Source organism: Hymenobacter nivis (assembly GCF_003149515.1).
GTDB lineage: Bacteria > Bacteroidota > Bacteroidia > Cytophagales > Hymenobacteraceae > Hymenobacter > Hymenobacter nivis.
On record NZ_CP029145.1, the window covers coordinates 4,002,917 to 4,027,212 of the forward strand.

Sequence of the window (24,296 nt, forward strand, 5' to 3'; positions counted from 1 at the left end):
CTACGGCGCCACGGGCCCGCAGGGCGTGGCCGAAAAGCTGGTGAGCACGACGTGGGGTACGGGCAGCGGAATGCCCATGTGGTTGCATGGCCCGAAGTTGCTGAACCCCTGTGTGTCGCCGGTGCAGGTGAAATAAATGCGTTGCCCTGGCGTATTGAACCGCGCCAGCTCAGTGCTGTTGAGGGCCCCAATAACGTTTTGGTAAGTAACTTTAGTAGAGTCTTTGGGCGCAAACCCTGCGCCCACGGGCTTGCCAATCGGGAACTGCGCGTCCACGTTGATGATGAGGCCATCGTAACAGCTGGAGCCGAGGACGGTGCCCGCGTAGCACTGCGGCTGAAGGTCTTTATCGTGTTTGCAGCTAAGCAGCGCACCGAATGCAAAGGCAAAGAGCAGGAGTAAGTGTGGGCGCATGGAGGAAAAGGGAAGTGAAGGAAAAGCAAGAGGCCTAGCGCGTGGTCGCGCAGGGCGTGGTGGACACGTTGCTGAGCACCCGGTGCGGGACGGCGAGCGGGGCCACATTGATAAAGCAGTAGCGCGGGGCGGGGGCTTCCGTGTTGGCCTGGTAGGTAAAATAAATGTGCTGGCCCCGTTTGCCTAATATGCCCGACGGGTGGTTGACCGCTGCTATCACATTGTTATCGCCAAGGCTATCAGCCGGCCACCCTGCTGGAAGCGGTTTGCCGATGGGAAATTGACCGTCAACCTGAATTAGCGTACCATCCACGCAATGGTCGCGCAGTATTACACCCGAATAGCACGCGGGTGCCGTATCGGCGTCGTGCTTGCAGCCGGTGGCCAAAGCGTAAAAAGCGAGAGCGAGCAGTAGTAAGTGTGGGCGCATGGTCTGGAAATTTAGGACGAAGGGAAAGAACCAAAAATAAGAGCTACCTCCCCCGCCAATGGTTGCACTACTCCCCGCCAGCCTCAGCCGCAACTCACCGAAACTAAGTAGCTTGCCGGGCGGGGCCGTGGCGCGGGGCCAACGGTTCGCCCGCTTTTGCTGAATGATGCGTCGTTTGTTGCTGGGGGCCCTGGGGGCCTTGTTGTTTGCCGGGGCCGCGGGGGCCCAGAGCCTGCCCGTCATCGCCCAGAACCCGCCTGACCTGCGCTGGCGTGAGCTGCGCACGCCGCACTTCCAGGTGCTGTACCCGGCGGGGCTGGACGCGGCGGCGCAGCGCACGGCCGGCCGGCTGGAGGCCGTGCACGGGCCCGATGGGGCCACGCTGGGCGTGCAGGCCCGGCCCCTGGCGGTGGTGCTGCAAAACCAAACCACCGTCAGTAATGGGTTCGTGACGTTTTTGCCGCGCCACGCTGAGTTTTTTACGACGCCTGAGCAGGGCCAGGGCCTGGGCACCGTGGACTGGCTCGACGGGCTGGTGGTGCATGAGTTCCGGCACGTGAACCAGTTCGATAAGGCGCGCCAGGGCGTGGGGCGCGTGCTGGGGCCCCTGCTCGGCGATGGGGCCCTGGGCGTGGCGGCAGTGGGCGTGCCGCAGTGGTTTTTCGAGGGCGACGCCGTGGGCACCGAAACCGCCCTCACGCGCAGCGGCCGCGGGCGCATCCCGTACTTTGGCCTGGGCCTGCGCACCAACTTGCTGAGCGGCAGGCGGTACAATTATCAAAAAGCGGTGAGCGGCTCGCTGCGCGACTACGTGCCCGACTGGTACGTGCTGGGCTATTTCATGACCTCGTACCTGAAAACCCACCGGGGCCCCGACGCCTGGGCCCGCGTGCTGGACGACTACTACCGCTTCCCATTCTACCCGTTCTCGTTCTCGAACAGCCTGCGCCGCACCACCGGCCTGCGGGTGGAGGATCTGTACGATAGTACGATGGCCGAGCTCGACTCGACCTGGCGCGCTGAGCAAGCCGCCCGGCCCGCGCCCATGCCGGTGCGCGAGCTGGCCGGGCAGGCCGATACGCGCATCTTCACGCAGTACCAGTTTCCGCAATATGTGACCGACAGTACAGTGCTGGCCCTGAAAAGCGGTTTAGATAATATCCCGCAGCTGGTGCTGCTGGGCCGCCACGGGCGCGAGCGGAAGCTGTTCACGCCGGGGCTGATTAACATTCCCGAGCAGCTTTCGGTGGGCGGCGGGGCCTTGGTGTGGCCCGAGTTCCGGCAGCAGCCGCGCTGGGGGCAGCGGGTGTTTTCAGAGCTGAAAATCCTGGACCTGGCCACCGGCCGGGTGCGCGCCGTGGGCCGGGGCGGGCGTTATGCCGCCGCCGCGCTTTCGCCTGACGGCCGCCGCCTGGTGGCCGTGCGTACCGATGAAAGCTACCACCACGCGCTGGTGGTGCTCGACGCCCGCTCCGGGGCCCTCATCCAAACCCTGCCCAACCCGCGCAACGACTTCTACCAGCAGCCGCGCTGGCTACCCGACGGCCGCCGCGTGGTGGCCGTGGTGCTGCGCGCCGCCGGCAAAACCCTGGAAATCATCGACCCCGCCACCGGCGCTACTCAGCCCCTGCTGCCCGTGGCTAACGTGAACCTGACCAATCCCCAGCCCTGGGGCGACTACGTGCTGTACAATTCGCCGCAGTCGGGGGTGGATAATATTTACGCCGTCAGCCTGAAAAACGGCTTGACTTACCAAGTCACCAACCGGCCCTTTGGGGCCTACCACGCGGCCGTTTCGCCCGATGGCCGCACCCTGGCCCTGCACGACTACCGCGCCACCGGGGCCCGCATCGTCGAGCTGCCCCTCGACCCCGCCACCTGGACCGCCCTGGGGGCCCCCGCCACCGCCGACGCGCCGGGGCCCTACGCCGCCGCCCTGGCCGCCGGCGAGCCGTCGGGGCCCCGCATCGCGGCGCTGCTGGCCTCGCCCGATTCGAGCGGGCCGCGCTACGGGGTGCGGCGCTACCGGCCGCTGGCCCACGCGTTCCGGATATTCGGCTACGGCGTGGTGCAGAGCCCGGCCGGCAATGCGGTGAGCGTGGGCGTGCGCTCGCAGGATTTTCTGAGCACCACCCAGGCCTTCGCCGGCCTGAGCTACGACCAGACGGAGCGCACCTTCGCTGGCACTGGGGCCCTAAGCTACCAGGGCCGCTTCCCGGTGCTCGACGTGGAGGCAAGCTACGGCGGCCGCAACTCGACGCGCTATTTCGACCGGGCCGCACCGCTCGACAGCCTGCGCCCGGCCCGCTGGCAGTACGCCCGGGTGCTGGCCGGCGTGCGGGTGCCGCTGGTGCTCACCCGCTCGAAGTACTTGCAGGCCCTCACGCTGGGGGCCTACTACCTGCACGAGCGGGTGTACAACTACCCCGCCACCCTGCGCAACCGCGACGAAACGGGCCCCACCACGCCGCTCCACGCCCTCCAAACCTACCTCTCCTACGCGAGCCAGCTCAAGCAAAGCGCCCGCGACGTGGCCCCCCGCGGCGGGGCCACGCTGCTGGCCACCTACCGCACCACGCCTTTCGGCACGGCCTTGCAGGCCAGCCAAATAGGGGCCCAGGCGGCCGTGTACCTGCCCGGCCTGGCTCCCCACCACGCCCTGCGGCTGCGCGCCGGCTACCAGTACCAGCAGCAAGGCCAGTACAATTTCACGGCCGCCATTTCGTACCCGCGGGCCGAAACCAGCTACCTCAGCTTCGACCGCCTCGCCGCCGCCAGCGCCGACTACAACCTGCCCCTGGCCTTCGTGCACTGGTCGGTGGGCCGGGTGCTGTACGTGCAGCGCCTGCGGGCCGACCTATTCGTCGACGTGGCCCGCGGCAGTAGCCTGGTAACAACGGTGCCCGTGAACGGCCCGCCCGTGCGCACCCCCGCCACCCAGGACTTCCGCAACGGCGGTGCCGACCTGCTGGCCCTCTTCAACGTCTTCCACCTGCGCACGCCCGTCGAAGCCGGCGTGCGCATTGCCTACAGCAGCTATTTGCAGCGCGTAGTGGTGCAAACGCTGGCGTTTAATGTGCGGCTGTGAGGTAGGGTGGGGGCCCCGTTCAATGAGGCGCTTCGTTGCCCAGGGCCCCCAACCTGACCCCTACCGCACGTGCTTAATATCGTCGTTGTCCTCACCGCGGCGGGGGTTGGTGAGGCGGCCGTTGCCTTTGTAGCGCAGGTCGGAGCCGCCCGAGGCGTTGGCGGTCAGCTCGCCGTCCACCCACACGTCGGCGTCGGAGCCGCCGCTGGCGCTGATGGTGGCTATGGTGCTTTGCAGGCCGAAGCCGTGGTAGTCGGAGCCGCCGCTGAAGCGCATGTCCTGCCGCTCGACCTTGCCGGTCAGCGTTACATCGGAGCCGCCCGATGATTCGGCGCGTACCGTTTTGGCCTGCAAGGCCAGCGTCACGTCGGAGCCGCCGCTGGCCTGGATGCTGAAGTCGTCGGCCGAAAGCGGGGTTTGGCCGTGGGCGTCGGCCCCGCCGCTCAGCGCGAGGCCCGTCAGGCGCGGGGCCGTGATATACACCCGCACGCTGCGCTGCCGGCCGCTCAGACCGTTCCACGAAGTCATTTTTTGCCACGAGAAACCCTGCTCCCAGTGGATGGACAAGGTGCCGTTGCGCACCTCCGTCACGATGTGGGGCAGGGCGTCGGGCATGGCCTCCACCGCCACGGCCGCCGCGGGGCCCTGCGTGAGGTACACGTCGATGCCGCCGCTGGATTCGACCTGCTGGAAGCCGCCGCTGACCGGGCGCGCCTGCCGCTGCTGAGCCAGCGCGCCGGTGGTGGCAAGGGCCACGGCCACAGCCGTGCCAAATAGGCGGGTAAGGGGAGAAGTAGCCATGCGAAAGGGTTGATTAGTAAGGCGTGAGCAGCAGGTAAGGTATGGGGTTTGGCGATGGCTACCGCCGCTGGGGCCCCGGCGTTACAAGGGCCCCAAAATATATTTCCGGCTGGATCCGAAACGAGCTCCGGGGCCCCGCCCCGCCAAACGGCCTTACTTTGTAAAAAAGCCATTCCCCCTATGCCTGCTCCTGCGAACGCGCCGGCCGTGCCCCGCCTCACCTATCTGCGCATCAAAAATTACCGCGCCCTGCGCGACGTGGAATTCCGCGACCTCACCCCGCTCAGCGTGTTCATCGGCCCCAACGGCAGCGGCAAATCCACGGTGCTAAAAGCGCTGGCTTTTTTAGCAGAAGCGGTGAGCGGGAATTTGGAAAAAGCATGGGAAAGTGAAGATAGATTTAAAGGTATGCTGACGCGGGGAATTAATGATGACATTGTGTTCGAATTAGAATTCCAAGAGTTATTAACTAAAAAAACGATTTTTTATAGTCTTATCGTACGAGAATTAAATGGTAAAATATTTGTCGTCAAAGAGATTCTAGCTGAAAGAGATAAATTAGGTAGACTCGATTTGACATTCATATATGAATTAATTAATTTACAAACTCAAACTTCTAATTTTAAGGTTACAAGTAGAGAATCAGTTAAAAAGACAACCACTAAGAATCCCTTTGGTGTTGGCATAGGAACCCATATTAGTGGATCTTCACATGGGAAATCAGAGTCTCAAATAGATTTTTTATCTTCAATCGAGAGCCCTCTGAAAAATCAAGCGGCTGCTTTTATTGCATTTATAATATCATACCGCTACGTTCACCTCACCGACGATCACCTAAAAGGCTACTCTGACAAGGGGCCCCGGGAGCGGCTTTCCGCCAATGGCGACAACCTGCCCAATGTGCTCTATTACCTGCACCTCAAGCACCCCGAGGTGCTGGCAAAAATTACGGCGCAAATGCGGCGCTGGGTGCCGGCGCTGGCCGACATTGTGCCGGAAATAACCTCCGACGAGCGGCTGCTGCTGCGCTTCAAGGACACGCCGTTTGAGAAGCCGCTGCCGGCCCAGTACATGTCGGACGGCACCATGCGGCTGGCCGCCTTGCTCACGCTACTCTACGAGCCCGACGCCACCGGCTTGCTGGGCATCGAGGAGCCCGAAAACGAGCTGCACCCGCAGCTGTTAACCCGGTTGGCGGAAGAACTAATTAAGGCCACCGAAACGCGGCAATTGCTGGTGGCCACGCACTCGCCGGCCCTGCTGAATGCCCTGGAGCCCGAGCAGGTTTGGATTTTGCACCGGGGCCCCGACGGCTACACGCAGGCCACGCGCACGGCTGATATTCCGCACGTCAAGGAAATGGTGGAGGACGGTTCGCCGCTGGGTTATTTGTGGACGAGCAATTCTTTCATAGTGGGTAACCCGCTTGCTGCCGCGCCCGATGCACGTTGAGTTTTTGCTGGAAGAAGAATCGGCCGAAGCGGCCCTGCGCGTCCTGGGGCCCCGGTTGCTGCCCAATTGTACGTTTCAGTTCATTCCGCACCAAGGCAAAGACGATTTGCTGAAGCGCCTGCCGGGGCGGCTGAAAACGTACGCCCGGCGGCTACCTACCGAGCCGGAGCTACGGGTCGTCGTGCTGATGGATGCGGACGCGAACTGCCGCGCCCGTAAGCAAACCCTGGAACGGCTGGTGGCCGAGGCCGGAATAACGACGAAAACCGCCGCCGCCGCGGGCCAACCGTTTCAAGTAATCACGCGCTTGGCCGTGACGGAGTTAGAAGCGTGGTTTCTGGGCGACCCGGACGCCATCCAGGCAGCGTACAGCCGTGTGCATCCGAACCATTTCAAAGGTATTCACACCGTGCCCGACGAAATACCCGACGCCTGGGAAACCCTGTGGCGGGTGCTACAGCGCGCCAACCTGTACCCCACCGGCAAGGCCAAAGTGGAATGGGCCGAAACCATCGCCCCGCACCTCGACCCAGCCCGCAACACCTCCGCCAGCTTCCGGGGTTTCTGCGCGGGGCTGGGGGCCCTGCGCTAGCTCCTCACTTCTTGAACCAGGCCAGCAAACCGGGCTTATAGGAGCTGCCGATGGGCAGCGCGCTGCCCATCGGCCAGCACCACTTGCTCGGGCTGGAGCAGCTTAATGTGGGCCCCGGCCACGATGAACGAGCGGTGCACGCGCACGAACCGCCCGCCCAGGGTTTCGGCCATTTCCTTCATGGTTTCGTGCAACAGGTGGGTTTTGGCGGCCGTCACCAGCTTCACGTAGTCCTTGCAGCCTTCCACGTAGAGGATGTCGCGGTGCGGTATTTTCAGCAGGCCGCGGGCGTCCTTCACCAGCACGTGGGCCTCTTCGGGAGCGGCGGGCGGGGCGGGCTGGGCGCGGGCCACGGCCTTCAAAAACCGCTCGTAGCTGAAGGGCTTGAGCAGGTAGTCGAGCACGGCCAGCTCGTAGCCCTCGCAGGCGTACTCGCGGTAGGCGGTGGTGAGGATGGTTTTGGGCGGGCTTTTGAGAGCGCGCAGGAAGCTCAGGCCATTCATCAGCGGCATCTCAATGTCGAGAAACAGCAGGTCGACGGGGTGCTGCGTGAGGTGCTCGTGGGCCTCCATGGCGTGGCGGCAGGTGCCGGCCAGCGCCAGGCCGGGCGTCTGGTCGATGAACTGGGCGAGCACTTGGTGGGCCAGCGGCTCGTCATCAACAACAAGGCAGCGAAGGGTGGGGGCGGTCATGGCTGGTTGTTCGTTGCTAGTTGTCAGTTGTCAGTTGTGCAGGAGGTCGTTAAGACGTCATGCTGAGCGCAGCGGAGCGGAGTCGAAGCATCTCTAGCGCACACTATACTCATCGCGAATTGGAATGCGAAAGGAGTCAACAAAAAGTACTAAACTTGTTTGATGAAGGTAAGCTTGAGCGCGCCGGAACGGGCGCAACTGCGGCAGTGGCAAAAGCAGCGGCGCGACAACGAGGGCAATGTGAAAGTCACGGTGGTGCTGATGCTCGATGCGGGCTGGCCCGTGAGCACCGTGGCCGAGACCCTGGGCCTGGACGAGGCGACGGTTTACCGGTATGCCGCGGCTTTTGCCGAGTTGGGGCTGGCCCAGTACCTGGCCCACGAGCAGCCCGGCTACTGGGGCCTGCTGACCAGTGCCCAACTGGCCCACTTGTGCCGGGAAGTCAATACGCACCTCTACACGGATTGTAAAAACCTGCAAGACTGGCTGCGGCGCACCTATCAAGTGGCCTACTCGCGTTCGGGCCTGACGGACCTGCTGCACCGGCTAGGCTTCACCTACAAGCTGACTACGCCCGTGCCCTGCCAGGCCAATGCCGAGGCGCAGACCGATTTTCTGGACGAGTTGGCCGTGCGCGAAGCCCACGTCGAGCGGGGGGAGGCCGTGTTGTATTACGCCGATGCCGCCCACCCCACCCACAACACGCGCTGCACCCGCGCCTGGTGCGAGGTGGGCAAAGAACGCCCGCTGCTCACCGTCAGCGGGCGGGAACGGGTGAATCTGAACGCCGCGCTCAATGCTTACGACCCCACGCAGGTGCTGCTGGCTGAAACCAGCTGCGTCAACGCCCAAAGCACGCGGCGCTTGTACGAGCAGCTGCTGGCGGCGCACCCCGATAAGGCCCGTGTCTACGTCATCTGTGACAACGCCCGCTACGACAAAAACAAGGAACTGCGGGCCTGGCTGGCTGATAAACTCATCTGCCAGGTGTTTCTACCGCCCTATTCGCCCAATCTGAACCTGATTGAGCGCTTCTGGAAATACCTGCGCCAGAAGATTATTAACACCACTTTCTATCGCACCAAGGGCCCGTTTCGCACCGCGGTGCTCGACTTCTTCGACCGACTCCCTGAGTTCGGAGACGACCTCGCGTCCCTGCTAACCCGTAAATTTCATATTCTTGACGCGCAGCCCACTTCGTGACGAGTATAGCTACGGCTACCACACCGATGTGCTCATCGACACCTACACCAAGGACGACGCCACCCAAATCGTGGTCAACTCCTGCCAGAACTTCCGTAGCGCCAGCGAGCTGAACGCCACGATGACGCTGATGAAGCCCCTGCTGAACGACGAGTGGCAGACCGTGACCACCCTGGGCGCCACCTACGCCAAGGTGAACGCCGGCCCCTGGGCCCTGGGCCTGGGCGCCACCCGCCCCGCCGCCTTCCTCTCCACCAACCACACCCTGGTGCTGCCCCGCGGCTTCAAGGCCGAAGTGTCGGCCATGTACATGTCGCCGATGACCTTCGGCGGGCTCGCCATCCGGGCCAGCTTCGTGAGCAGCGCCGGGGTGTCCAAAACGGTGCTGCACGGCACTGGCACGCTCACGCTCAACGTTACCGACCTTTTCAACACCCAGCAAAGCCGCTTCGACGTGCTCGCCGGCGGCGTCAATTCCTCCAACGTCACCAAAGCCGAAAGCCGCTTCATCAAGCTCGGCTTCAGCTACAAATTCGGCAACAAGAACGGGAAAGCCAGCCCGCGCCGCGACACCGGCACCGAGGCCGAGCGCGCCCGCATGGATAATTAGCAACTGTTTACGAAGCACGCAAGGCAGGCCCCTGGGCAGCGTAACCTCTAGGCTGTCATGCTGAGCTTGTCGAAGCATCTCTCCCGCAGCAGTAACCCAATCGATTGGATTACTGCCGCGGGAGAGATGCTCCGACAAGCTCAGCATGACTGTTCTATCGTAATGGTCTGGTTTGAATAATTATAAACCCCCAGGGGCCCAACGCAAAAGCGGCCGCAGCTCCTGGAGCTGCGGCCGCTTTTGCGTTGAAAACCAACTGTATTCTTAAGTGGCGGCCGGAGCCGGGGCTGGCGCCGGCGGCGGGGTGGCGCTGGCGGCTTTCACGCGCACGGCGGTGGGGCCCTTCTGGCCCATTTCCACCTCGAAGTTCACTTTGTCGCCCTCCTTGATGGGGCCCCCGGCCAGGCCGTTGGCGTGCACAAAGATGCTTTCCTGGGTCTGCGAATCCTTGATGAAGCCGTAGCCCTTCGAGTCGTTGAAGAAGGCCACGGTGCCGAGGCGCACTGGGTCTTCCTGGGGCAGATCTTCCTGCCGGGCGATGCCGATGCGGATGTCCTCAGTCTTGATGATGCGCTTCTTGGTCGGGTCGGGCGGCGTCGTGGAGATGTTGCCGTTTTCGTCCACGTAGGCCAGCATCTCGTCCAGGCTCTGGCCGGGCTTGGCGTTGGCCTTGCGCTGCTCGCGCTTTTCTTCCTTGTCGTTTTTCTTTTTTAGCCGCTTTTTCTCGTTCTCTTTTTTACCGAACGTTTCTTGTGCTCTTCCCATGGGTTGTTGTTAGTTCGGCGTAGCTGCTTGGCCTAGCCAAAGCGAAAAGGTTAAAGCGGCTAATTAGATTCCGCCGAAAGGCGAAAGTTACGAAAAAAGTAGTTAGCTTAAAACCCTTCGGGGCCCTAACCGCCGCATCCGGCGAAAGCTGCCACCTCGCGCGCCTCGCCCGGGGCCAGGTCGCTGAGCCACACACCGCCCACCCGCACGCGCACTAGGCGCAGGGTGGGCAGGCCCGCGGCAGCCGTCATCTTGCGCACCTGCCGGAACTTGCCCTCCGTGAGCACGATGGCCACCCAGCTGGTGGGCCCGTGCCGCTCGTCGCGGATTTTGCGGGTGCGTGGCGCGAAGGGCGGGGCCTCGGCCAGCCGGCGCGCCTGGCAAGGGGCCGTGTGGTAGGCCATGCCGTCGGCAGCGCGCAGCGCAAAGCCCGTGCGCAGCTGCGCCAGGGCTTCGTCGGTCACGAGGCCGTCCACCTGGGCGTAGTATTCTTTTTCTACGCCGGGGCTGCGCACCTGCGCGCTTAGGGCCCCGTCGGTGGTGAGCAGCAGCAGGCCCTCGCTGGCCTCGTCGAGGCGCCCGATGGCCATGGTGCCGGGCGGGAAATCGTGCAGGGCCCCCAGAAACTGCTTGTTGCGCTCGCCCTTGAACTCGCTGCGGAACTGGCTGAGGCAGCCGTAAGGCTTGTGCAGCACAAAATGCCGGTGCGGCACGGCGGGGAGGCCTTCGGGAACGGCCGTGTCATTGGGCAGCGCTACCTGCAATTTTCTTATCTCCGTTGGTAGTTGGCTTGGGCTGGGCATTCGGCAAAAACAGGGCGCGGCAAACCGCAGGCCGCCGCGAGCCCGTGGGCTAATAATTGGTGTCCTTTTTCGTTAAGGTGCAGCTGGTCTACGAATAAGTCGTTGCTGTTGCCCAGCAAGTGGTACGAATCAAGCCACTGCACGTTGGGCAAAGCCGCCACCCGTTGCCGCAATAGCCAGCCGCCCCAACGCCGCAAGCGTGTCGCAACCGGGTCGATGCACGGTAGCGGAGAAACCATGACAAACGACGTCGTGGGGTGCTGCCGCACGTAGGCATTCAAGGCGCGGAAGGCCCGCCGGTGCCGCGCCGACAAGTGCCACAGCGCGGCCGTGAGAAAGCCAATGCCCACTAAGCGGGTGTAGCGGGCAAGGCGGCCACGCGGCGGTGCTGGTATCATTTCGAGCGAGGAATGCGCGGAGGGAGAGGACTGACCACCGCCGCGCTGCTTCTTGGTTTCTGACCGGTTGGTAAACTCGCGCCTGAACTGCGCAAGGATGGACCGCAGGCTGGGCGAAAACTCGTAATTTCCTAGCTGTAGCACCATGAGCGAGGGGCCCGCCGCTTCGAGCTTGGCCAGCTGCTCGGGCAAGCATACGAACTGCAAATTAGGTATTTGCATCACCAACGTACCAGCCAATTTTTCAGCGAGTAATTTGGGAAAAGCGCGGTCTGGACCGATGGGCCAGCCCACTACATGGCAGCCGCCCATGACGATAATTTCAACTGTTTTCATAGCAAAAAGTGGTGCCGAGTAGCGGCGGTGTGGGTCTTTTGAAGCCGCAACATAACATTAGTTTAACATAGGGTCATACGCAAGAGATATTTTACAGATGAAACTTGACTTACCACTGACCCCAAATAGCTGAATCCTGCTGCAAACCCTGGTAAAAAAAGCCCCGGGGCTAATCCCACCGCACCACCGGCCGTCAGCAGAGCCAGTTCGACTTTCCCTTCAAAATTCCATCATGGCCGACAAACCCATCATTTTTCCGCCCCAGAAGCAAGACGCCGGCGCTGGTAAGCCCGGCTTCGAATAGAAAATGACCCCCAGGGCGGAATTCATCCGCGAAGGCTACAAGGGGGCTGAGAAACTCAAGGGTAAAATTGCCCTCATCACGGGCGGCGACTCGGGCATTGGGCGGGCCGTGGCCGTGCACTTTGCCGTGGAAGGGGGCCGACGTGGCCATCTGCTATTTTCCCACCGAGCAGCAGGACGCCGAAAAAACCCAGGAGCTGGCGCAGGGCCACGACCGGCGCTGCCTGTTGCTGCCCGGCGACCTCAAGCAACGCGAGTTCTGCAAGGAGGTTTTGGTGCGCACCGTAGCCGAGTACGGCCAGCTTGATGTGCTGGTGAACAACGCCGCTGAGCAAAACTAGCACGATACGCTGGAAGACATCACGGACGATGAGCTGGATAGCATCTTCAACCTCAACATCATCGCCATGTTCCGCATCACGCGGGCGGCGCTCAAGCACCTCAAGGAAGGCGCGGCCATCATCAACACCACCTCGGTGAACGCCTACAAAGGCAACGAGATGCTGCTCGACTACACCTCGACCAAGGGTGCGATTGAGGCGTTCACGCGGGCCCTGTCGTTGCAGCTCATCAAGAAAGACATTCGGGTAAACTCGGTGGCCCCGGGCCCCATCTGGACGCCCTTCATCGTGGGGGTGTGCCTGCTGAAGCTGCCCCTGTTCGGGCACGACACCCCAATGGGCCGCGCCGGCCAGCCTTCGGAAGTGGCCCCAGCCTACGTGTTCCTGGCTTCGGAAGACGCCTTCTACTTCTCGGACCAAACGCTGCACCCCAACGGCTAACCGATGATAAATCCTTAAAAATTAAGTAATAACAGGTCATTAAGGCCGGGCCTGGGTAACCCCGCGCCGGGCCCGGCCGTATTAGTTTCCTAAAACTGCAAAAGAGCGGTTTTACAATTCTTAATCTTGCCTTTATGAACACCAAACTGCTGGGCCTGTTGGCCGTCGCCGCACTTACTACCGCTTCCTGCTCGCAAGAGAAAAAAACCGAAACCACGGAAACCACCGCCACCGTGCCCGCCGACGCGGCGGCCACCCAACCGATGGCCGTGGATACGCTGGCCTACCGCAGCTCGGCCGCTGCCCTGGCCGCTCGCGTGGCCGCCGACCTCAACCCCGCCGATACGGCCCTGCCCACCAAGTTGCGCCCCATTTACTACACCCGGGGCCGCGTACTGCGCGACATTGAGGCCCGCAAGGACACCGCCGGCGTTTACGCCGCCACGAAGGCCACCAACGACCAGGCCAGCAACGCGGTAAAGGCCGCTGTGCCCGCCACCGAGTACAAAACCTACACCACTAAGCAAAGTGCTTACTACGTGGGCCCCTACACCAGGGCCGTAGCAGAAGCCACCGAAACCAAGCCTAGCCTCGGCGCCCGCGTGGGCCAGGGCTCGGGCATAAAGAAGCTCGAAAACAGCGAAGACGAAGGCAAGGTGAAGTACGAGAACGGCGCGAAAATCAAGCGTAGCGACGATGGCTCGCTGAAAATTAAGCGCGCCGACGGCACCAAAATCAAAATCGACGAAGACGGCCACCGCACCGTGAAGAAGCCTCTGCTCTAATCAGCACGCACGGCGCAAGCCCCGCATTGTCCCGAAAGCCCTCCCCTGTACGGGGGAGGACTTTTTTTTGGGCCGCAATTTGCCTGGGGGCCCTGCCGGCCCGCTGCAACAACCGGCGCCGGCCGCGGCGCGCCAAAGGCAGTGTAGGTGCAATGCCTTGATAATCTATTCTTAACAGTGTGCTCATGACCCTTAAAACTTTGGTTCTGCTGGCCGTGGCGGCGCTGGCTACTGCCGCATGCTCGCAAGAGAAGGAGGCTGAAAACACGGCCGCTACCTCGGCGTACTTGCCCACCAACGGGGCCCCGGCCGCCGCCGTTTCGGCCCTCGACACCATGCAGCTGCGCAACGACGCCGACGTGGTGGCTATGCGCGTGGCCCGCGACTTGCAAATCACCGACCCCACCTTGCTCACGCGCATTCGCAACGAGTACTACGCCCGGGGCCGGGCGCTGCAAGGCTACTCTGCCCAGTACGCCGCCGATACGGCTGGGGAATACGCCGCCGTACGGGCTACCAACGAGCAAACCAGCCGCCGCCTGAAATCGGCCTTTACCCCTCATCAGTACCAGGCTTACGCCAGCCGCCAGGCGGCCTACTACGCGCCGCCGCGCCCCGGTGCGGTGGCGCCCGTGGCCGCCCGCCCGGCGGCCCTGGCCGTGCCCCCGCTGGGCGCCAAGCCCCTCGGCGCCAAGGGCCGCTACCGGGCTCCGGGCGCCAAGGTGACGTTCCAGAAGGTGAAGTACGCCAACGGCGTCAAGATCAAGCGCAACTTCGACGGCTCGCTAAAAATCAAGCGCGCCGACGGCACCATCATCAAATTCGACAAAAAAGGCCACCGCACTGTGAAAAAGCCCTTGTTTTAAGCCGGTACGCTGGGCCCTGGGGCCCTAAAAAAGGCCGTTTCCCGCCCGGGAAACGGCCTTTTCGCGTTAGCTGGCGAGTATTACCAGCGCCAGGTGAGGCTGGCCCCGGTGAAGGGCCCGTACACGAACGGCGCGGGTTGCGCCCGCCGGTACCAGGGCTTGGGCAGGGCCAGGCCGGTGGCCGGGCTGAGGCGGGTACGGCCGTGGGCCACGGCAATTTTGGCGAAGCCGTAGCCTAAGGCAATGCCCAGCGGATAGTCGGAGGACCAGTGCACGCCGTTGTTGAGCATGGCCGCGCCCAGCACCGTCATCAGGCCGTAGCCCACGGGGCGGATGAAGCGGTACTCAGGGTAGTTGTCGGCGATGACCGTGACCGTGGCCATGGCCGTAGCCAGGTGTCCGGTGGGGAAGGCATCGTGCTGGGGTACTGCGTTTTGGTAGTCGTTGTAGTTGGGCAGCAGGTTCCACTCGCCCCGGGGCTTGGTCGATACGTTGGGGCTTTGGCGGCCGGTGAGGTGCTTGAGCAGCTGCGTGGCCAGGCCGGTAGTGAGGATGGCCTCGCCGAGCTGGCTGGAGGTTTGCAGGGCCCGGTTGTCGTGCCCGAAAATGCCGTAGGCCAAAAAGCTGCTGGCAATGGTGAGGTGCGTCCAGCCGTCGCCGAGGAAGTACAGCGAGGTGTTGAAGTTATCGGGCGCGTTGTACTCGATGGGCAGGTTGATGCTGCCGATGTGAAAGGGCAGGCGAAACAGGTTGCGCTGCTTGTCTTCGGCGGTGATGCCCAGGCCGCGGCCGCCGCGCTGCACCCCGTCGGTGATGAGCTGGTCGAAGGCGTACAGCACCACGCTGCTGCCCACGATGCCTACCAGCATGGGCACGTTTTTCTTCTTGAAAGCGTAGCCCGGCAGCTCTGCCACGTCGCGCGGGATGTGGTAGAGCCACTGGAAGGGCCGGGGCTTTTCGTAGTGCCAGGTTACGCCCGGGGCCACCGTATAATCGGTGCGGCGGGCGTGGCGGGGCTTGGCGGGCAGCGAATCGGCGGGGGCCCCCGCGGCGGTAGCGGCGGTGGGGCGAACGGTATCGGCCAGTGCGGCGGGGCGGGGAGCGGCCACCGAGTCGGGGCGCGGGGTGGGCGCGGCGGCGGCCGAACCCAGGGCAAGCAGCAAGGTCAACGGCAGCACAAGAAGCTGCCAGGGCCCCCGCCGATGCGGGTAGCAAATTAACATGTTGATAACGAAAGCAATAAAATAAAACGCCGGGCAAATAGTACGCGGCCGCCCGCAGGCCGCCGCCGGGGCCCCGGCCGGGGCAAAGATAACGTGCGCATAACATCGGCCGGGGCCCCGGCGGGTTGGCGGGCCCCGGCGTACCTTTCAGCGAGGGGCCCCGGCCCCGTTGCTGCCCACCTGCCCTGCCCTTATGAACCCCGCCGCCGTCCCCACTGCGCCGCCCGCGCCCGTTGCCGCCTCCAACCCGTACCAAGCCCCGTTTGAGGCGCTGCGCCACCGGGCCCCCGCCCTGCGCCAGGAAGACGTGGCTGCCCGCCGCACCCGCCTGCGCCGGCTGGGCGACTGGCTGGCGGCCAACCGCACGGCCATCCAGGAAGCGCTGTACGCCGACTTCCGCAAGCCGCCGTCGGAAACCGACATCACTGAAATCTGGGCCGCGCAGGTCGAGCTGAAGCACACTGCGGCGCACCTCAAGAAGTGGATGGCCCGGCGCCGGGTGGGCACGCCGCTGGCCCTGGCCGGCACCCGCGGCTGGGTGCAGGTCGAGCCCAAGGGCGTGGTGCTCATCATCGCGCCCTGGAACTACCCCTTCTACCTGGCCGTCGACCCGCTGGTGTCGGCCATTGCCGCCGGCAACGCGGTGGTTATCAAGCCCGCCGAGCAGACGCCTGCCACCGCGGCCCTGCTGCGGCGCATGGTGGAGGAGCTGTTTCGGCCCGATGAAGTGCTGGTGGTGGAGGGCGACAAGGACGTGGCTACCGACCTGCTGCGCCTGCCCTGGGACCATATTTTCTTCACCGGCTCGCCCGCGGTGGGCAAAATTGTGATGCGCGCCGCCGCCGAGCACCTTAGCGGCCTCACCCTGGAGCTGGGCGGCAAGAGCCCGGCCATCGTGGACGCCACCGCTAACCTGCGCGACGCGGCCGAGAAAATCGTGTGGGGCAAGTTCCTCAACGCCGGCCAAACCTGCGTGGCCCCCGACTACCTGCTGGTGCAGCGCCCCGTGCTGGGGCCCCTGGTGGAGGAGATGAAGGCTGCCATCGGCCGCTTCTACAACCCCGCCGGAGCTGGCATCAAGGCCTCCGATTCGTACGCCCGCGTGGTGAACCCCCACCACTTCGGCCGCCTGGCCGCGCTGCTGGAAGACGCCAAAACCCGCGGCGCCACCGTGGCTACCGGCGGCGCCTTCGATGCGGCCCAGCAGTACCTGGAGCCCACCGTGCTCACTAACGTGCCCGCCGGGTCCGCCGTGCTCGAAGAAGAGATTTTTGGGCCTCTGCTGCCCGTGCTGACCTTTGATGAACTGCCCGACGCGGCCGCCTACATCAACGCCCGGCCCAAGCCGCTGGCCCAGTACGTGTTCACCACCAGCCCGGCCAACCGCCGCTACCTGCTCGGGGCCGTGGCGGCCGGCGGCGCGGCCGTGAACGAAACCATCCTGCACCTGGCCCACCCCGAGCTGCCGTTTGGCGGCGTGGGCACCTCGGGCTTGGGCAAGGCGCACGGCCACGCCGGCTTTCTGGCCTTCAGCAACGAGAAGGGCGTGCTGCAACAGCGCGTGGGCTTCACTGCCCTCAAGCCCATGTACCCGCCCTACACCAGCCGGACCAAGCGCCTGATTGGCTGGTTGCTAACGTATTTGTAGGGCCCCCGGGGCCCCGGCAAACGTACCTTTGACGAGTTAATGACAACGACTATGGGACACGTTGAACCGCAAACGCGCCGCTACACGCCAGAAGAATACATGGCCCTAGAGGAGAAAAGTGAGGTGCGCCATGAGTACTTCGACGGCGAAATATTTGCTATGGCGGGGGCCAGTGCCCCTCACAACCTGATAAAAGGAAACATGATAGCGGCCTTAAGGCCAGGGGTACGGCAACGGGGCTGCCGGGTATTTGATGAAAATATGCGCCTGGCTGTGCAGGAGAGGAAATATTATACCTACCCCGACATTATGGTAAGCTGCGACCCGGACGACCGCCGCGACCCGTACCTGATTCGCCAGCCCATGTTAATCGTGGAAGTTCTATCGCCCTCCACCGCCGAGTACGACCGGACGGAGAAATTTGCGCAGTACCAAAAGCTCACCAGCTTGCGCCATTACCTGCTGGTGTCGCAGACCGCATGGGTGGTGGAGTGGTTCCGGCGCGACGATGCCGGGCAGTGGATTTACACGCTGCTGAGCGAGCTGGCCGATGTGCTCGAAATCCCCGACCTGGGCCTACGCCTGCCGCTGGCTGAGTTGTACGATGACACCGATGTAGCCCCGTTGCGCATGACGCCTTCGCTTCTTTAAAACAGCCACAGAGCTTACACAACCGGGCGATTTGTAACCCCAGTGGGGCGGCCCGTCGGCAGTAAAAATAATGACTACTAAACCTAAAGCCCCGGCGGGGCGACCCTAATGAATGGGTCGCCCCGCTGGGGCCTTAGCGTTGTTGTACAGTTACTACCGACGGGCCGCCCCGCTGGGGTTATAATTCGCCTGGTTGCATAAGTCTTGAGTCGCTCAGGCAGCGTATCGTAGCAAGCTGCGGCGCTTATTGCCGCGCCATTTCGGCTTGCACCTGGGCTTGCTTGGCCTTGAACTCGCGGTACTTGGCGGGACCCATAATCTTTTGCAGTTCGGCCTGGGAGGTGATGTTGATGCGCTTAAGGGCGGCGGCTAGCTCAGGCGACTGGGCGGGGTGCTGCTGCTTGGCGGCATTGGCTTGCTCCACGGTGCCGTTGAGAACGGTGCGGATGCGGCCCGTTTGATTGGGGGCGAGCTTGAGCACGGTGGCCATGGCGTCGGCCAGGTCGCGGGCGGCGGTGACGGGTGTGGGCGCGGCCGGCGCGGGGCCCACTTCGGTTACCGGGGCCGGGGCCTTCGCGCGCTTGTGAAACACCGAGCAGCCCGAAGCCGCCAGGCCCAGGGCCAATACTAGGGTAGAAAAACGGGCAGAATGCATAAGCGGGAAAATAGCCATACCCGCACGGTTACGCAAAAACCGCTCCTGGGTACGCTGCCCACCTAAAAAAACGGTTTCGGGGCCCCTGGCTACTGGTTCCCATGGCGCAGGCGCCGCTCAATCTTGCTACGGCGGTGCGCAAAATTGCGCCGCTCGAATTCGCCGAACCGCAGCGAGTCGATGCGGGCGTCGGTCAGGGCCTCGATGCGGCGCAGCTCGGTGTGGCGGGCGCGGCCGTGCAGGCGCTGCCGCGCGGCGGCCCGCAGGACCAGCCGTTGCGCAATGGCGTCGTTCAGCCGGGCGCGGCGGGTGGGCCCCAGGCCGTTGATGAACCCGTACACGCCGCCCCTGCAGTTGCCAAACAGCACCACCACCAGGGGCAGCAGCACCAGCCCAAAGCGCGCCGGACGTTTCATGCCCAAAGCAACGCATTTTCAGCCAATAGATTAGCGCGCCTACTGCACTGCCACCGCGCGGGCCGCTACGGGCAGCGTGGCCTTCAGGCCCTGGGCCGTGTAGTGGGCCAGGCCCATAATGGTGAGCATGGGGTTCACGCCCGAGCACGCCGGGAAGGCCGCGCCGTCGGCCACGTACAGGCCGGGCAGTTCCACGGTTTCGCCCGTGATGCGCACGGGGTGGGTGGCCGCGTCGCCGCCCATGCGGGCGGTGCTCATCTGGTGGGCGCTGTAGAGGCCAAACTGATTTGGCCGCCAGCCCAGATGCGGCAGTTGGGCCAGCCGCTCAGGGTGGCACAGGGCCCCATTTTCGGCCTTCAAAATGGGCAGTGTGCCGTGGGGCAGGTAGATGGTGTGGGCCCCGGCGGCGGCGTGGATTTCGGCCGCCGCCCGCACGCCGGCCAGCAGGTTGCCGCGGTCGAAGTCCGACAGCGTGTAGTCAATCAGTGGGGCCCCTTGCCGGTCCACGCGCACGCGGCCGCCGTCGCGGTCGCGGGTGAGGGCGATGAACGAGCCGAGGTGGGCGGCCCCGGCCATCATTTCGCGGTGCTGGGCCCCGCTCAGCCAGGGTAGCACGGTGCTCAGCAGGCCGGGGTGAATGGGGGGCGTTTCGAGCTTCACGCCGAAGTTGGTGCCGTGCCGGCGGGTGTGGGCGTCGTTCACCACGCTCATGCTGGGGCCGTGCCACGAGTGCATGGCCCAGGGGTACTGCGCGGCCACGATGAGGGTGGGGTGCAGGTGCAGGTGGCGGCCCAGGTGCGGGTGGCGCAGGCCCGAGCGCAGCAGCAGGGCCGGCGTCTGGATGGCCCCGGCGGCCACCACCACGCAGCGGGCCCGCACCTGCACGCGCACGGCGGGCCCGTCGGCGGGGGCGTACACGGCCTCGGCGCCGGCGGCGCGGCCGTGGGCCCGGGTGATACGTTCAACGCGGGCATCGGCCAGCAGACGGGCCCCGTGGCGGGCGGCCAGGGGCAAATACGTGTTCAAGGTGCCCTGCTTATGGCCGTGCCCATCGCCGAGCGACGAGTACCCCAGGGCCCTAAAATGCGCGTCGGAGCCATCTAGGTTTCGCTCGTTGCGCGGAATCAGCTTTACGTCCTGGCCCAGGCGCCTCGAGCCGTCCCATAGGGCTTGGTTTTGGCCGTTGTGGCGGGCGTAATCGGTGTTCACGCCCAGTGTCTCGCTCACAGCGTCGAGGCTCTGCTGGAAATCGGGGCCCGTGAAGTGGGGCGCCTGGTGCTCGTGGGCCCATTCCTCCAGCACGTAATCGGGGGTGCGGAAGGCGCCGGCCCAGTTCACGGTGGTGCCGCCGCCCAGGCACGAGCCGGCCAGGATGCCCACGCCGCCGTCGTGGGTGCCGAGGGTGCCGCGGGCGTCGTACAGGGCCCCCATCATGTCGGTTTCGCGCTGCGTGAAGTCGCGCCCGTGGTAGTAGGGGCCCTTTTCCAGCACCAGCACGTCGAAGCCCGCGGCGGCCAGCTCGCCGGCCACCACGCCGCCGCCCGCCCCTGAGCCCACCACCAGCACGTCGCAGTCGTAGGTCGTATCCACGCGGGGCCGCAGCGTTTCGAGGGGCCGGGCGGTGTCGGTGGGGGCGTCGGCGGGGCCGGGGTAGCCCAGGGCGTCCCAGGCGGCGGGGCGGCCGGGCCGGCTGCCGCCGTAGTATAGGAACAGGCACAGCTTGCGCAGGGCCTGAAACCCCTTGCGCAGCGGCGGCAGCCGCGAGGCGGCCCAGCTTTGCAGCAGCTCCTCGCGCTGGGCGGCGCTCAGCTGCGCAAACGGCCGCAGGGGCCCCAGCCAGGTGAGGCCCACCACGGGCTGGCCCAGTAGGTCGAGCAGCTGCCCGAACTCGGCCTGGGCCCCGGCGGGCTGGGCGCGCACGGCGGCCGCAAACTGGTCGAGGTCAACGCCCTCGGACCCGGCGGGCAGGCCGGGGGCGGGCGGCAGCAGCGTATCGGCCACGGCGCGGACCACGGCGGCGCGGGCGGGGGTAAGGTCGAACATCGGGCAAAAAATTTGGGACGGGAACGGTCCGGAAAAGATAGGCATTTTCGGGCAAAGTAGTAGGCGTGCCGAGTAGTTTGGGGCGGCTTTGGGCCCCGGCGCTACTTTTGCGCCATGCCCGATCTTGTTCGTACCCCCGAAACCCGCCACCGCGTCCACTTCCAGGACTGCGACATGCTGGGCCACCTCAACAACGCCCGCTACCTCGATTACTTCCTCAACGCCCGCGAAGACCAGGTGGCCCAGCACTACGCCCTGAACATGGGCGAGCTGGCCCGCGAACAGCATGCGGCCTGGGTTATCACCAAGCACCACCTCAGCTACCTCAAGCCGGCGCGCCAGGGCGTGGAGGTGCTCATCCGCACCCAACTCATCCACTTCGACAATTCCAACCTGGTGCTGGAAATGCAGATGCGCGCCGCCGACGGCCTGCGCCTGCTGGCGCTGCTGTGGTCGGAAATGACGTTCGTGAAGATGCCCGCCGGCACTCGCCTCGACCACTCCGACGAGCTGATGGACCTGCTCAACCAGGTGGACGTGGAAGGGGTGGAGTACGACCCCGATGGCTTCGACGACCGGGTGAAGGCCGTGCGCCAGGAGTTGAAGCAGCTGCGCCGTGCCGCTAGCGGTGAGGGACAGGGCCCCGCGCCCCGGCAATAAGCCGTACATTTCCTTTTGTTACCGTTCGTTATTTTTAATGCAATATGTATCCGTTATTTTCTTTGATTATAAGCAGGTTGCCAAATAAGGGCTTGGTAAAGTTTAGTTATTTCGGGGTGCTGCTGGTGCTGCTGGCAACGGGGGCCCGGGCCGCGCCGCTCGGGGCCCCGGCGGCGGCCGGGGCTCCGGACACGGTGACGCACGACGATGCGCACCGCATCGAAATCGGCTACACCACGCTGAGCGGAATTTCTGGGCAGGTGCGCGACGTGTACGACCCCCGCGACCTGGCCGATGAGCTGCCCGGCGTGTGCGAAACCCTGAAAGCCATCCAGCACGGGGTGGAGGAAACCGACCAGGTGGTAGACCTCAAGCAGTTGCAAATGTGCCAGTTGATGCTGGCCACCACCCAAGACCAGCTCGTGGAGTGGCGCATGGCGCTGGGCGGGGCCCACGAGGCGCTGGAAGCCATGCAGGCCCGCCTAAAGGCCCTGCCCGGCCCGCCGGCCCGCGCCCCCCACCCCAACGCGGCCGCCCTCACTATGGAGCGGGCCGATTCGGCGCTGCAAGGGCGGCAGCAGCTCATCGCGGGGCTGCTCACCAAGCGGTTCCAGCGGGTTAAGGTGCTGCAAACCCAGGTGGCGGCCAGCTACATCCAGTCGCTGGAGCTGCAAGACCGCGTGGGCGACCTCATGCGCCGCTTCGGGCGCGCCACCATCAAGGCGACCTACCCGCCGCTGTGGGCCGCGCGGCCCACTCCGCCGCCCCCGCCCGACCCCGACGCGGCCCAGGACGAAGTTTATCGGCGCGAAATTATCGGCTATTACTTCGCCAGCAACTGGGATAACTGGGCCTTCATGGCCCTGATTGGGGTCGTATTTTACGGTTGGGTGGCCTTTAACTACCGCCGGGTGAACAAGCGGGCGCTGGCCATCGAGCCTTCCTTCCACTACCTGCGGCCGGGGCCGGTGGCGGCCACGCTGGTGGTGGTGTTCAGCCTGGCCCCGGCCCTGGAGCTGCACCCGCCGCCCGTGTACCTGGCCCTACTGCAAGCGCTGCTGCTCGGGGCCCTTACGGCGGTGTTTGCCCGCAGCTGGCCCCGGGGTGCGTTTTGGTACTGGCTGGGGCTGGTGGTGTTTTTCGTTGCCCTAGTCGTCATCAACGCCAACGCGGCGGCGGGCCTGCTGGCGCGCTGGGGCCTGCTGCTGCTCGACATGGCGGCCGTGGGCATCGGGGCAGTGCTGCTGCGGCGCGTGCGGCACGCGGCGCGGCTGCCCTGGTTCGTAGTGCCCGTCACGGGGGTGTTCATGGCCCTGAACGGGCTGGCCGTGGCCTGCAACGTGTTGGGGCGCTTGAGCATGGCCAAGATGTTCAGCACGACGGCCATTTTCGGGCTCACGCAGGGCATTGGGCTGGCTGTGCTCATCGAGCTGCTTACCGAGGCCTTTTTGCTGCAAGTGTTGTGCAGCCGCTCGGCGGCGGGCGGCGCGGGACACTTCGACTACGACAAAATCGGTCCCCAGCTGCTGCGCCTGCTCACGGTGGTAGCGGCGGGCCTGTGGGGGCTGGTGTTTACTTCCAACCTGAACCTGTACGCCGGGCTCTATGGCGCGGCCGCGCACTTTCTCACGGCCCCGCGCCTGCTGGGCAGCACCGCCTTCACGCTCGGCAACATCGGGCTGTTCTTCGTCATCCTCTACGTATCGACGCAGCTCCAGCAGTATGTAGGCTATTTTTTTGGCGAGGTGGGCGACGCCAGCGACACTCCCGACGCCCGGCACCGCGGCTCGTGGCTGGTGGGGCTGCGGCTGCTGCTGGTGCTCGTGGGCTTCGCGCTGGCCACGGCCGCTACGGGCCTGCCGCTCAGCAAAATCGCCATCGTGTTCGGGGCCCTAAGTGTAGGTATCGGCTTGGGCCTGCAAAGCATCGTCAACAACCTCGTGTCGGGCATCATCCTCATCTTCGAGCGGCCGTTCCACGTGGGCGACTTCATCGAAGTAGCCGGCAAAGCGGGCCGCGTGCAGGACATCGGCATCCGCTCCAGCAAGCTTGCCTCCGTCACGGGCTCCGAAATCATCGTGCCCAACGGCGATTTGCTCTCCGGCCACGTCATCAACTGGACCCGCACCAACGACCACGTCCGCGTGGACTTGACCCTGAAAATTACTCCCGTCGTAGACCCCGACGCCGATGGGCAAGCCGACCCGCAAGCCGCCCTGCAAACCGCCCGCGAGCAAATCCAGGAAGAAATCAAGGCCAGTCCCTACACTATGAACACCTTGGCCCCCGAAATCCTGCTCAACAACATCAACGGCCAGATTTACGAGCTGCGCGTGCTATTTTGGATTACCAATATCCGCCAGCAGGAACTCACCAAAAGCGAAATCCTGGCGGGGATATACCGGCGATTCACGGCGCAAGGGCTGGTACTTAGTTGAAGTAAATTGCGTTCTCAGAACGATGCCCTGGGGCACTATACCAAGATTATCAATCTAAAAAGTAAGTAGCTATGCGTGATGTCAAATTATACTGCTCACGAAGTGAAATGCGAAAACGAAGTAGGGTGCAGGGCTTGCCCCCGCCCGTCATTGAACGGTTCCGTCGGCTTTCGTTCAACGACGGGCGGGGACAAGCCCCGCACCCTACTTCGTGACGAGTATAGTCTTGCGGGCGCTGCTGA

At 64.4% G+C, this 24,296-nt stretch carries 22 protein-coding genes and 1 pseudogene; 12 read left to right on the plus strand and 11 right to left on the minus strand.

What is annotated here, in order from left to right; translation table 11 throughout:
* Positions 1-414 carry a hypothetical protein gene (locus tag DDQ68_RS17735; protein ID WP_109657498.1) on the minus strand — a complete coding sequence of 138 codons (414 nt, stop codon included), beginning with the start codon at positions 412-414 and terminating at the stop codon, positions 1-3.
* Positions 415-448: 34 nt separating this feature from the next.
* Complete coding sequence (locus tag DDQ68_RS17740; RefSeq protein ID WP_109657499.1) at positions 449-844, minus strand: hypothetical protein; 396 nt, start codon at positions 842-844, stop codon at positions 449-451.
* A 163-nt stretch (positions 845-1,007) separates the two neighbouring features.
* On the opposite strand from DDQ68_RS17740, the gene DDQ68_RS17745 reads away from it, so the two are divergent.
* Positions 1,008-3,932: a hypothetical protein gene (locus tag DDQ68_RS17745; protein ID WP_162550215.1), complete on the plus strand. Its 2,925-nt coding sequence runs from the start codon at positions 1,008-1,010 to the stop codon at positions 3,930-3,932.
* Between the two features lie 60 nt (positions 3,933-3,992).
* On the opposite strand, the gene DDQ68_RS17750 is transcribed toward DDQ68_RS17745, so the two are convergent.
* Positions 3,993-4,733: a head GIN domain-containing protein gene (locus DDQ68_RS17750; protein ID WP_109657501.1), complete on the minus strand. Its 741-nt coding sequence runs from the start codon at positions 4,731-4,733 to the stop codon at positions 3,993-3,995.
* A 180-nt stretch (positions 4,734-4,913) separates the two neighbouring features.
* Between DDQ68_RS17750 and DDQ68_RS17755 the strand changes: the two genes are divergently transcribed.
* Both DDQ68_RS17755 and DDQ68_RS17760 read left to right on the plus strand, forming a co-directional pair.
* Positions 4,914-6,185 carry an AAA family ATPase gene (locus DDQ68_RS17755; protein WP_162550216.1) on the plus strand — a complete coding sequence of 424 codons (1,272 nt, stop codon included), beginning with the start codon at positions 4,914-4,916 and terminating at the stop codon, positions 6,183-6,185.
* A complete protein-coding gene (locus DDQ68_RS17760) occupies positions 6,175-6,777 on the plus strand; it encodes a DUF4276 family protein (protein ID WP_109657503.1) in 603 nt (200 codons plus the stop codon). Before DDQ68_RS17755 ends, DDQ68_RS17760 begins: the two co-directional genes overlap by 11 nt.
* A 35-nt stretch (positions 6,778-6,812) precedes the next feature.
* Here DDQ68_RS17760 and DDQ68_RS17765 read toward each other — a convergent pair whose 3' ends face one another.
* The gene (locus tag DDQ68_RS17765; protein ID WP_109657504.1) at positions 6,813-7,469 is read right to left on the minus strand and encodes a LytR/AlgR family response regulator transcription factor; all 657 of its coding nucleotides are present in this window, start codon (positions 7,467-7,469) and stop codon (positions 6,813-6,815) included.
* A 162-nt stretch (positions 7,470-7,631) separates the two neighbouring features.
* On the opposite strand from DDQ68_RS17765, the gene DDQ68_RS17770 reads away from it, so the two are divergent.
* Positions 7,632-8,672 (plus strand): IS630 family transposase, encoded by a 1,041-nt coding sequence (locus tag DDQ68_RS17770; RefSeq protein ID WP_109657505.1) that lies wholly within the window; start codon positions 7,632-7,634, stop codon positions 8,670-8,672.
* On the plus strand, positions 8,650-9,282 hold the full coding sequence (locus tag DDQ68_RS17775) for an outer membrane beta-barrel protein (protein WP_162550217.1): 633 nt from the start codon (positions 8,650-8,652) through the stop codon (positions 9,280-9,282). Before DDQ68_RS17770 ends, DDQ68_RS17775 begins: the two co-directional genes overlap by 23 nt.
* Before the next feature lie 264 nt (positions 9,283-9,546).
* Here the strand turns inward: DDQ68_RS17775 and DDQ68_RS17780 are convergent, their stop codons facing one another.
* The 3 genes from DDQ68_RS17780 to DDQ68_RS17790 all read right to left on the minus strand — a co-directional run bounded on the left by DDQ68_RS17780 (position 9,547) and on the right by DDQ68_RS17790 (position 11,584).
* Entirely contained in the window at positions 9,547-10,047 is a 501-nt protein-coding gene (locus DDQ68_RS17780) for a cold-shock protein (RefSeq protein ID WP_109657507.1), read from the minus strand.
* Positions 10,048-10,172: 125 nt separating this feature from the next.
* Positions 10,173-10,850, minus strand: coding sequence for a pseudouridine synthase (locus DDQ68_RS17785; RefSeq protein WP_109657508.1), 678 nt, complete (start codon positions 10,848-10,850; stop codon positions 10,173-10,175).
* The gene (locus DDQ68_RS17790; RefSeq protein WP_109657509.1) at positions 10,817-11,584 is read right to left on the minus strand and encodes an SGNH/GDSL hydrolase family protein; all 768 of its coding nucleotides are present in this window, start codon (positions 11,582-11,584) and stop codon (positions 10,817-10,819) included. Before DDQ68_RS17790 ends, DDQ68_RS17785 begins: the two co-directional genes overlap by 34 nt.
* A gap of 446 nt (positions 11,585-12,030) precedes the next feature.
* On the opposite strand from DDQ68_RS17790, the pseudogene DDQ68_RS17795 reads away from it, so the two are divergent.
* The 3 genes and pseudogenes from DDQ68_RS17795 to DDQ68_RS17805 all read left to right on the plus strand — a co-directional run bounded on the left by DDQ68_RS17795 (position 12,031) and on the right by DDQ68_RS17805 (position 14,320).
* Positions 12,031-12,669 (plus strand): annotated as a pseudogene (locus DDQ68_RS17795) (SDR family oxidoreductase).
* Between the two features lie 134 nt (positions 12,670-12,803).
* Complete coding sequence (locus DDQ68_RS17800; protein ID WP_109657510.1) at positions 12,804-13,454, plus strand: hypothetical protein; 651 nt, start codon at positions 12,804-12,806, stop codon at positions 13,452-13,454.
* A gap of 185 nt (positions 13,455-13,639) precedes the next feature.
* Complete coding sequence (locus tag DDQ68_RS17805) at positions 13,640-14,320, plus strand: hypothetical protein (RefSeq protein WP_109657511.1); 681 nt, start codon at positions 13,640-13,642, stop codon at positions 14,318-14,320.
* Positions 14,321-14,400: 80 nt separating this feature from the next.
* Here DDQ68_RS17805 and DDQ68_RS17810 read toward each other — a convergent pair whose 3' ends face one another.
* The gene (locus DDQ68_RS17810) at positions 14,401-15,489 is read right to left on the minus strand and encodes a phosphatase PAP2 family protein (RefSeq protein WP_109657512.1); all 1,089 of its coding nucleotides are present in this window, start codon (positions 15,487-15,489) and stop codon (positions 14,401-14,403) included.
* 247 nt (positions 15,490-15,736) lie between these two features.
* Between DDQ68_RS17810 and DDQ68_RS17815 the strand changes: the two genes are divergently transcribed.
* Both DDQ68_RS17815 and DDQ68_RS17820 read left to right on the plus strand, forming a co-directional pair.
* A complete protein-coding gene (locus DDQ68_RS17815; protein ID WP_109658495.1) occupies positions 15,737-17,191 on the plus strand; it encodes an aldehyde dehydrogenase family protein in 1,455 nt (484 codons plus the stop codon).
* A 51-nt stretch (positions 17,192-17,242) separates the two neighbouring features.
* Complete coding sequence (locus tag DDQ68_RS17820; RefSeq protein WP_109657513.1) at positions 17,243-17,842, plus strand: Uma2 family endonuclease; 600 nt, start codon at positions 17,243-17,245, stop codon at positions 17,840-17,842.
* 244 nt (positions 17,843-18,086) lie between these two features.
* On the opposite strand, the gene DDQ68_RS17825 is transcribed toward DDQ68_RS17820, so the two are convergent.
* The 3 genes from DDQ68_RS17825 to DDQ68_RS17835 all read right to left on the minus strand — a co-directional run bounded on the left by DDQ68_RS17825 (position 18,087) and on the right by DDQ68_RS17835 (position 20,956).
* On the minus strand, positions 18,087-18,497 hold the full coding sequence (locus DDQ68_RS17825; RefSeq protein ID WP_109657514.1) for a hypothetical protein: 411 nt from the start codon (positions 18,495-18,497) through the stop codon (positions 18,087-18,089).
* A gap of 89 nt (positions 18,498-18,586) precedes the next feature.
* A complete protein-coding gene (locus DDQ68_RS17830) occupies positions 18,587-18,913 on the minus strand; it encodes a hypothetical protein (RefSeq protein ID WP_109657515.1) in 327 nt (108 codons plus the stop codon).
* Between the two features lie 39 nt (positions 18,914-18,952).
* Entirely contained in the window at positions 18,953-20,956 is a 2,004-nt protein-coding gene (locus DDQ68_RS17835; RefSeq protein ID WP_162550218.1) for an FAD-dependent oxidoreductase, read from the minus strand.
* 114 nt (positions 20,957-21,070) lie between these two features.
* On the opposite strand from DDQ68_RS17835, the gene DDQ68_RS17840 reads away from it, so the two are divergent.
* Positions 21,071-21,616: an acyl-CoA thioesterase gene (locus DDQ68_RS17840; RefSeq protein ID WP_109657517.1), complete on the plus strand. Its 546-nt coding sequence runs from the start codon at positions 21,071-21,073 to the stop codon at positions 21,614-21,616.
* A 92-nt stretch (positions 21,617-21,708) separates the two neighbouring features.
* The gene (locus tag DDQ68_RS17845) at positions 21,709-24,054 is read left to right on the plus strand and encodes a mechanosensitive ion channel family protein (RefSeq protein WP_109657518.1); all 2,346 of its coding nucleotides are present in this window, start codon (positions 21,709-21,711) and stop codon (positions 24,052-24,054) included.
* Positions 24,055-24,296 lie beyond the last annotated feature (242 nt).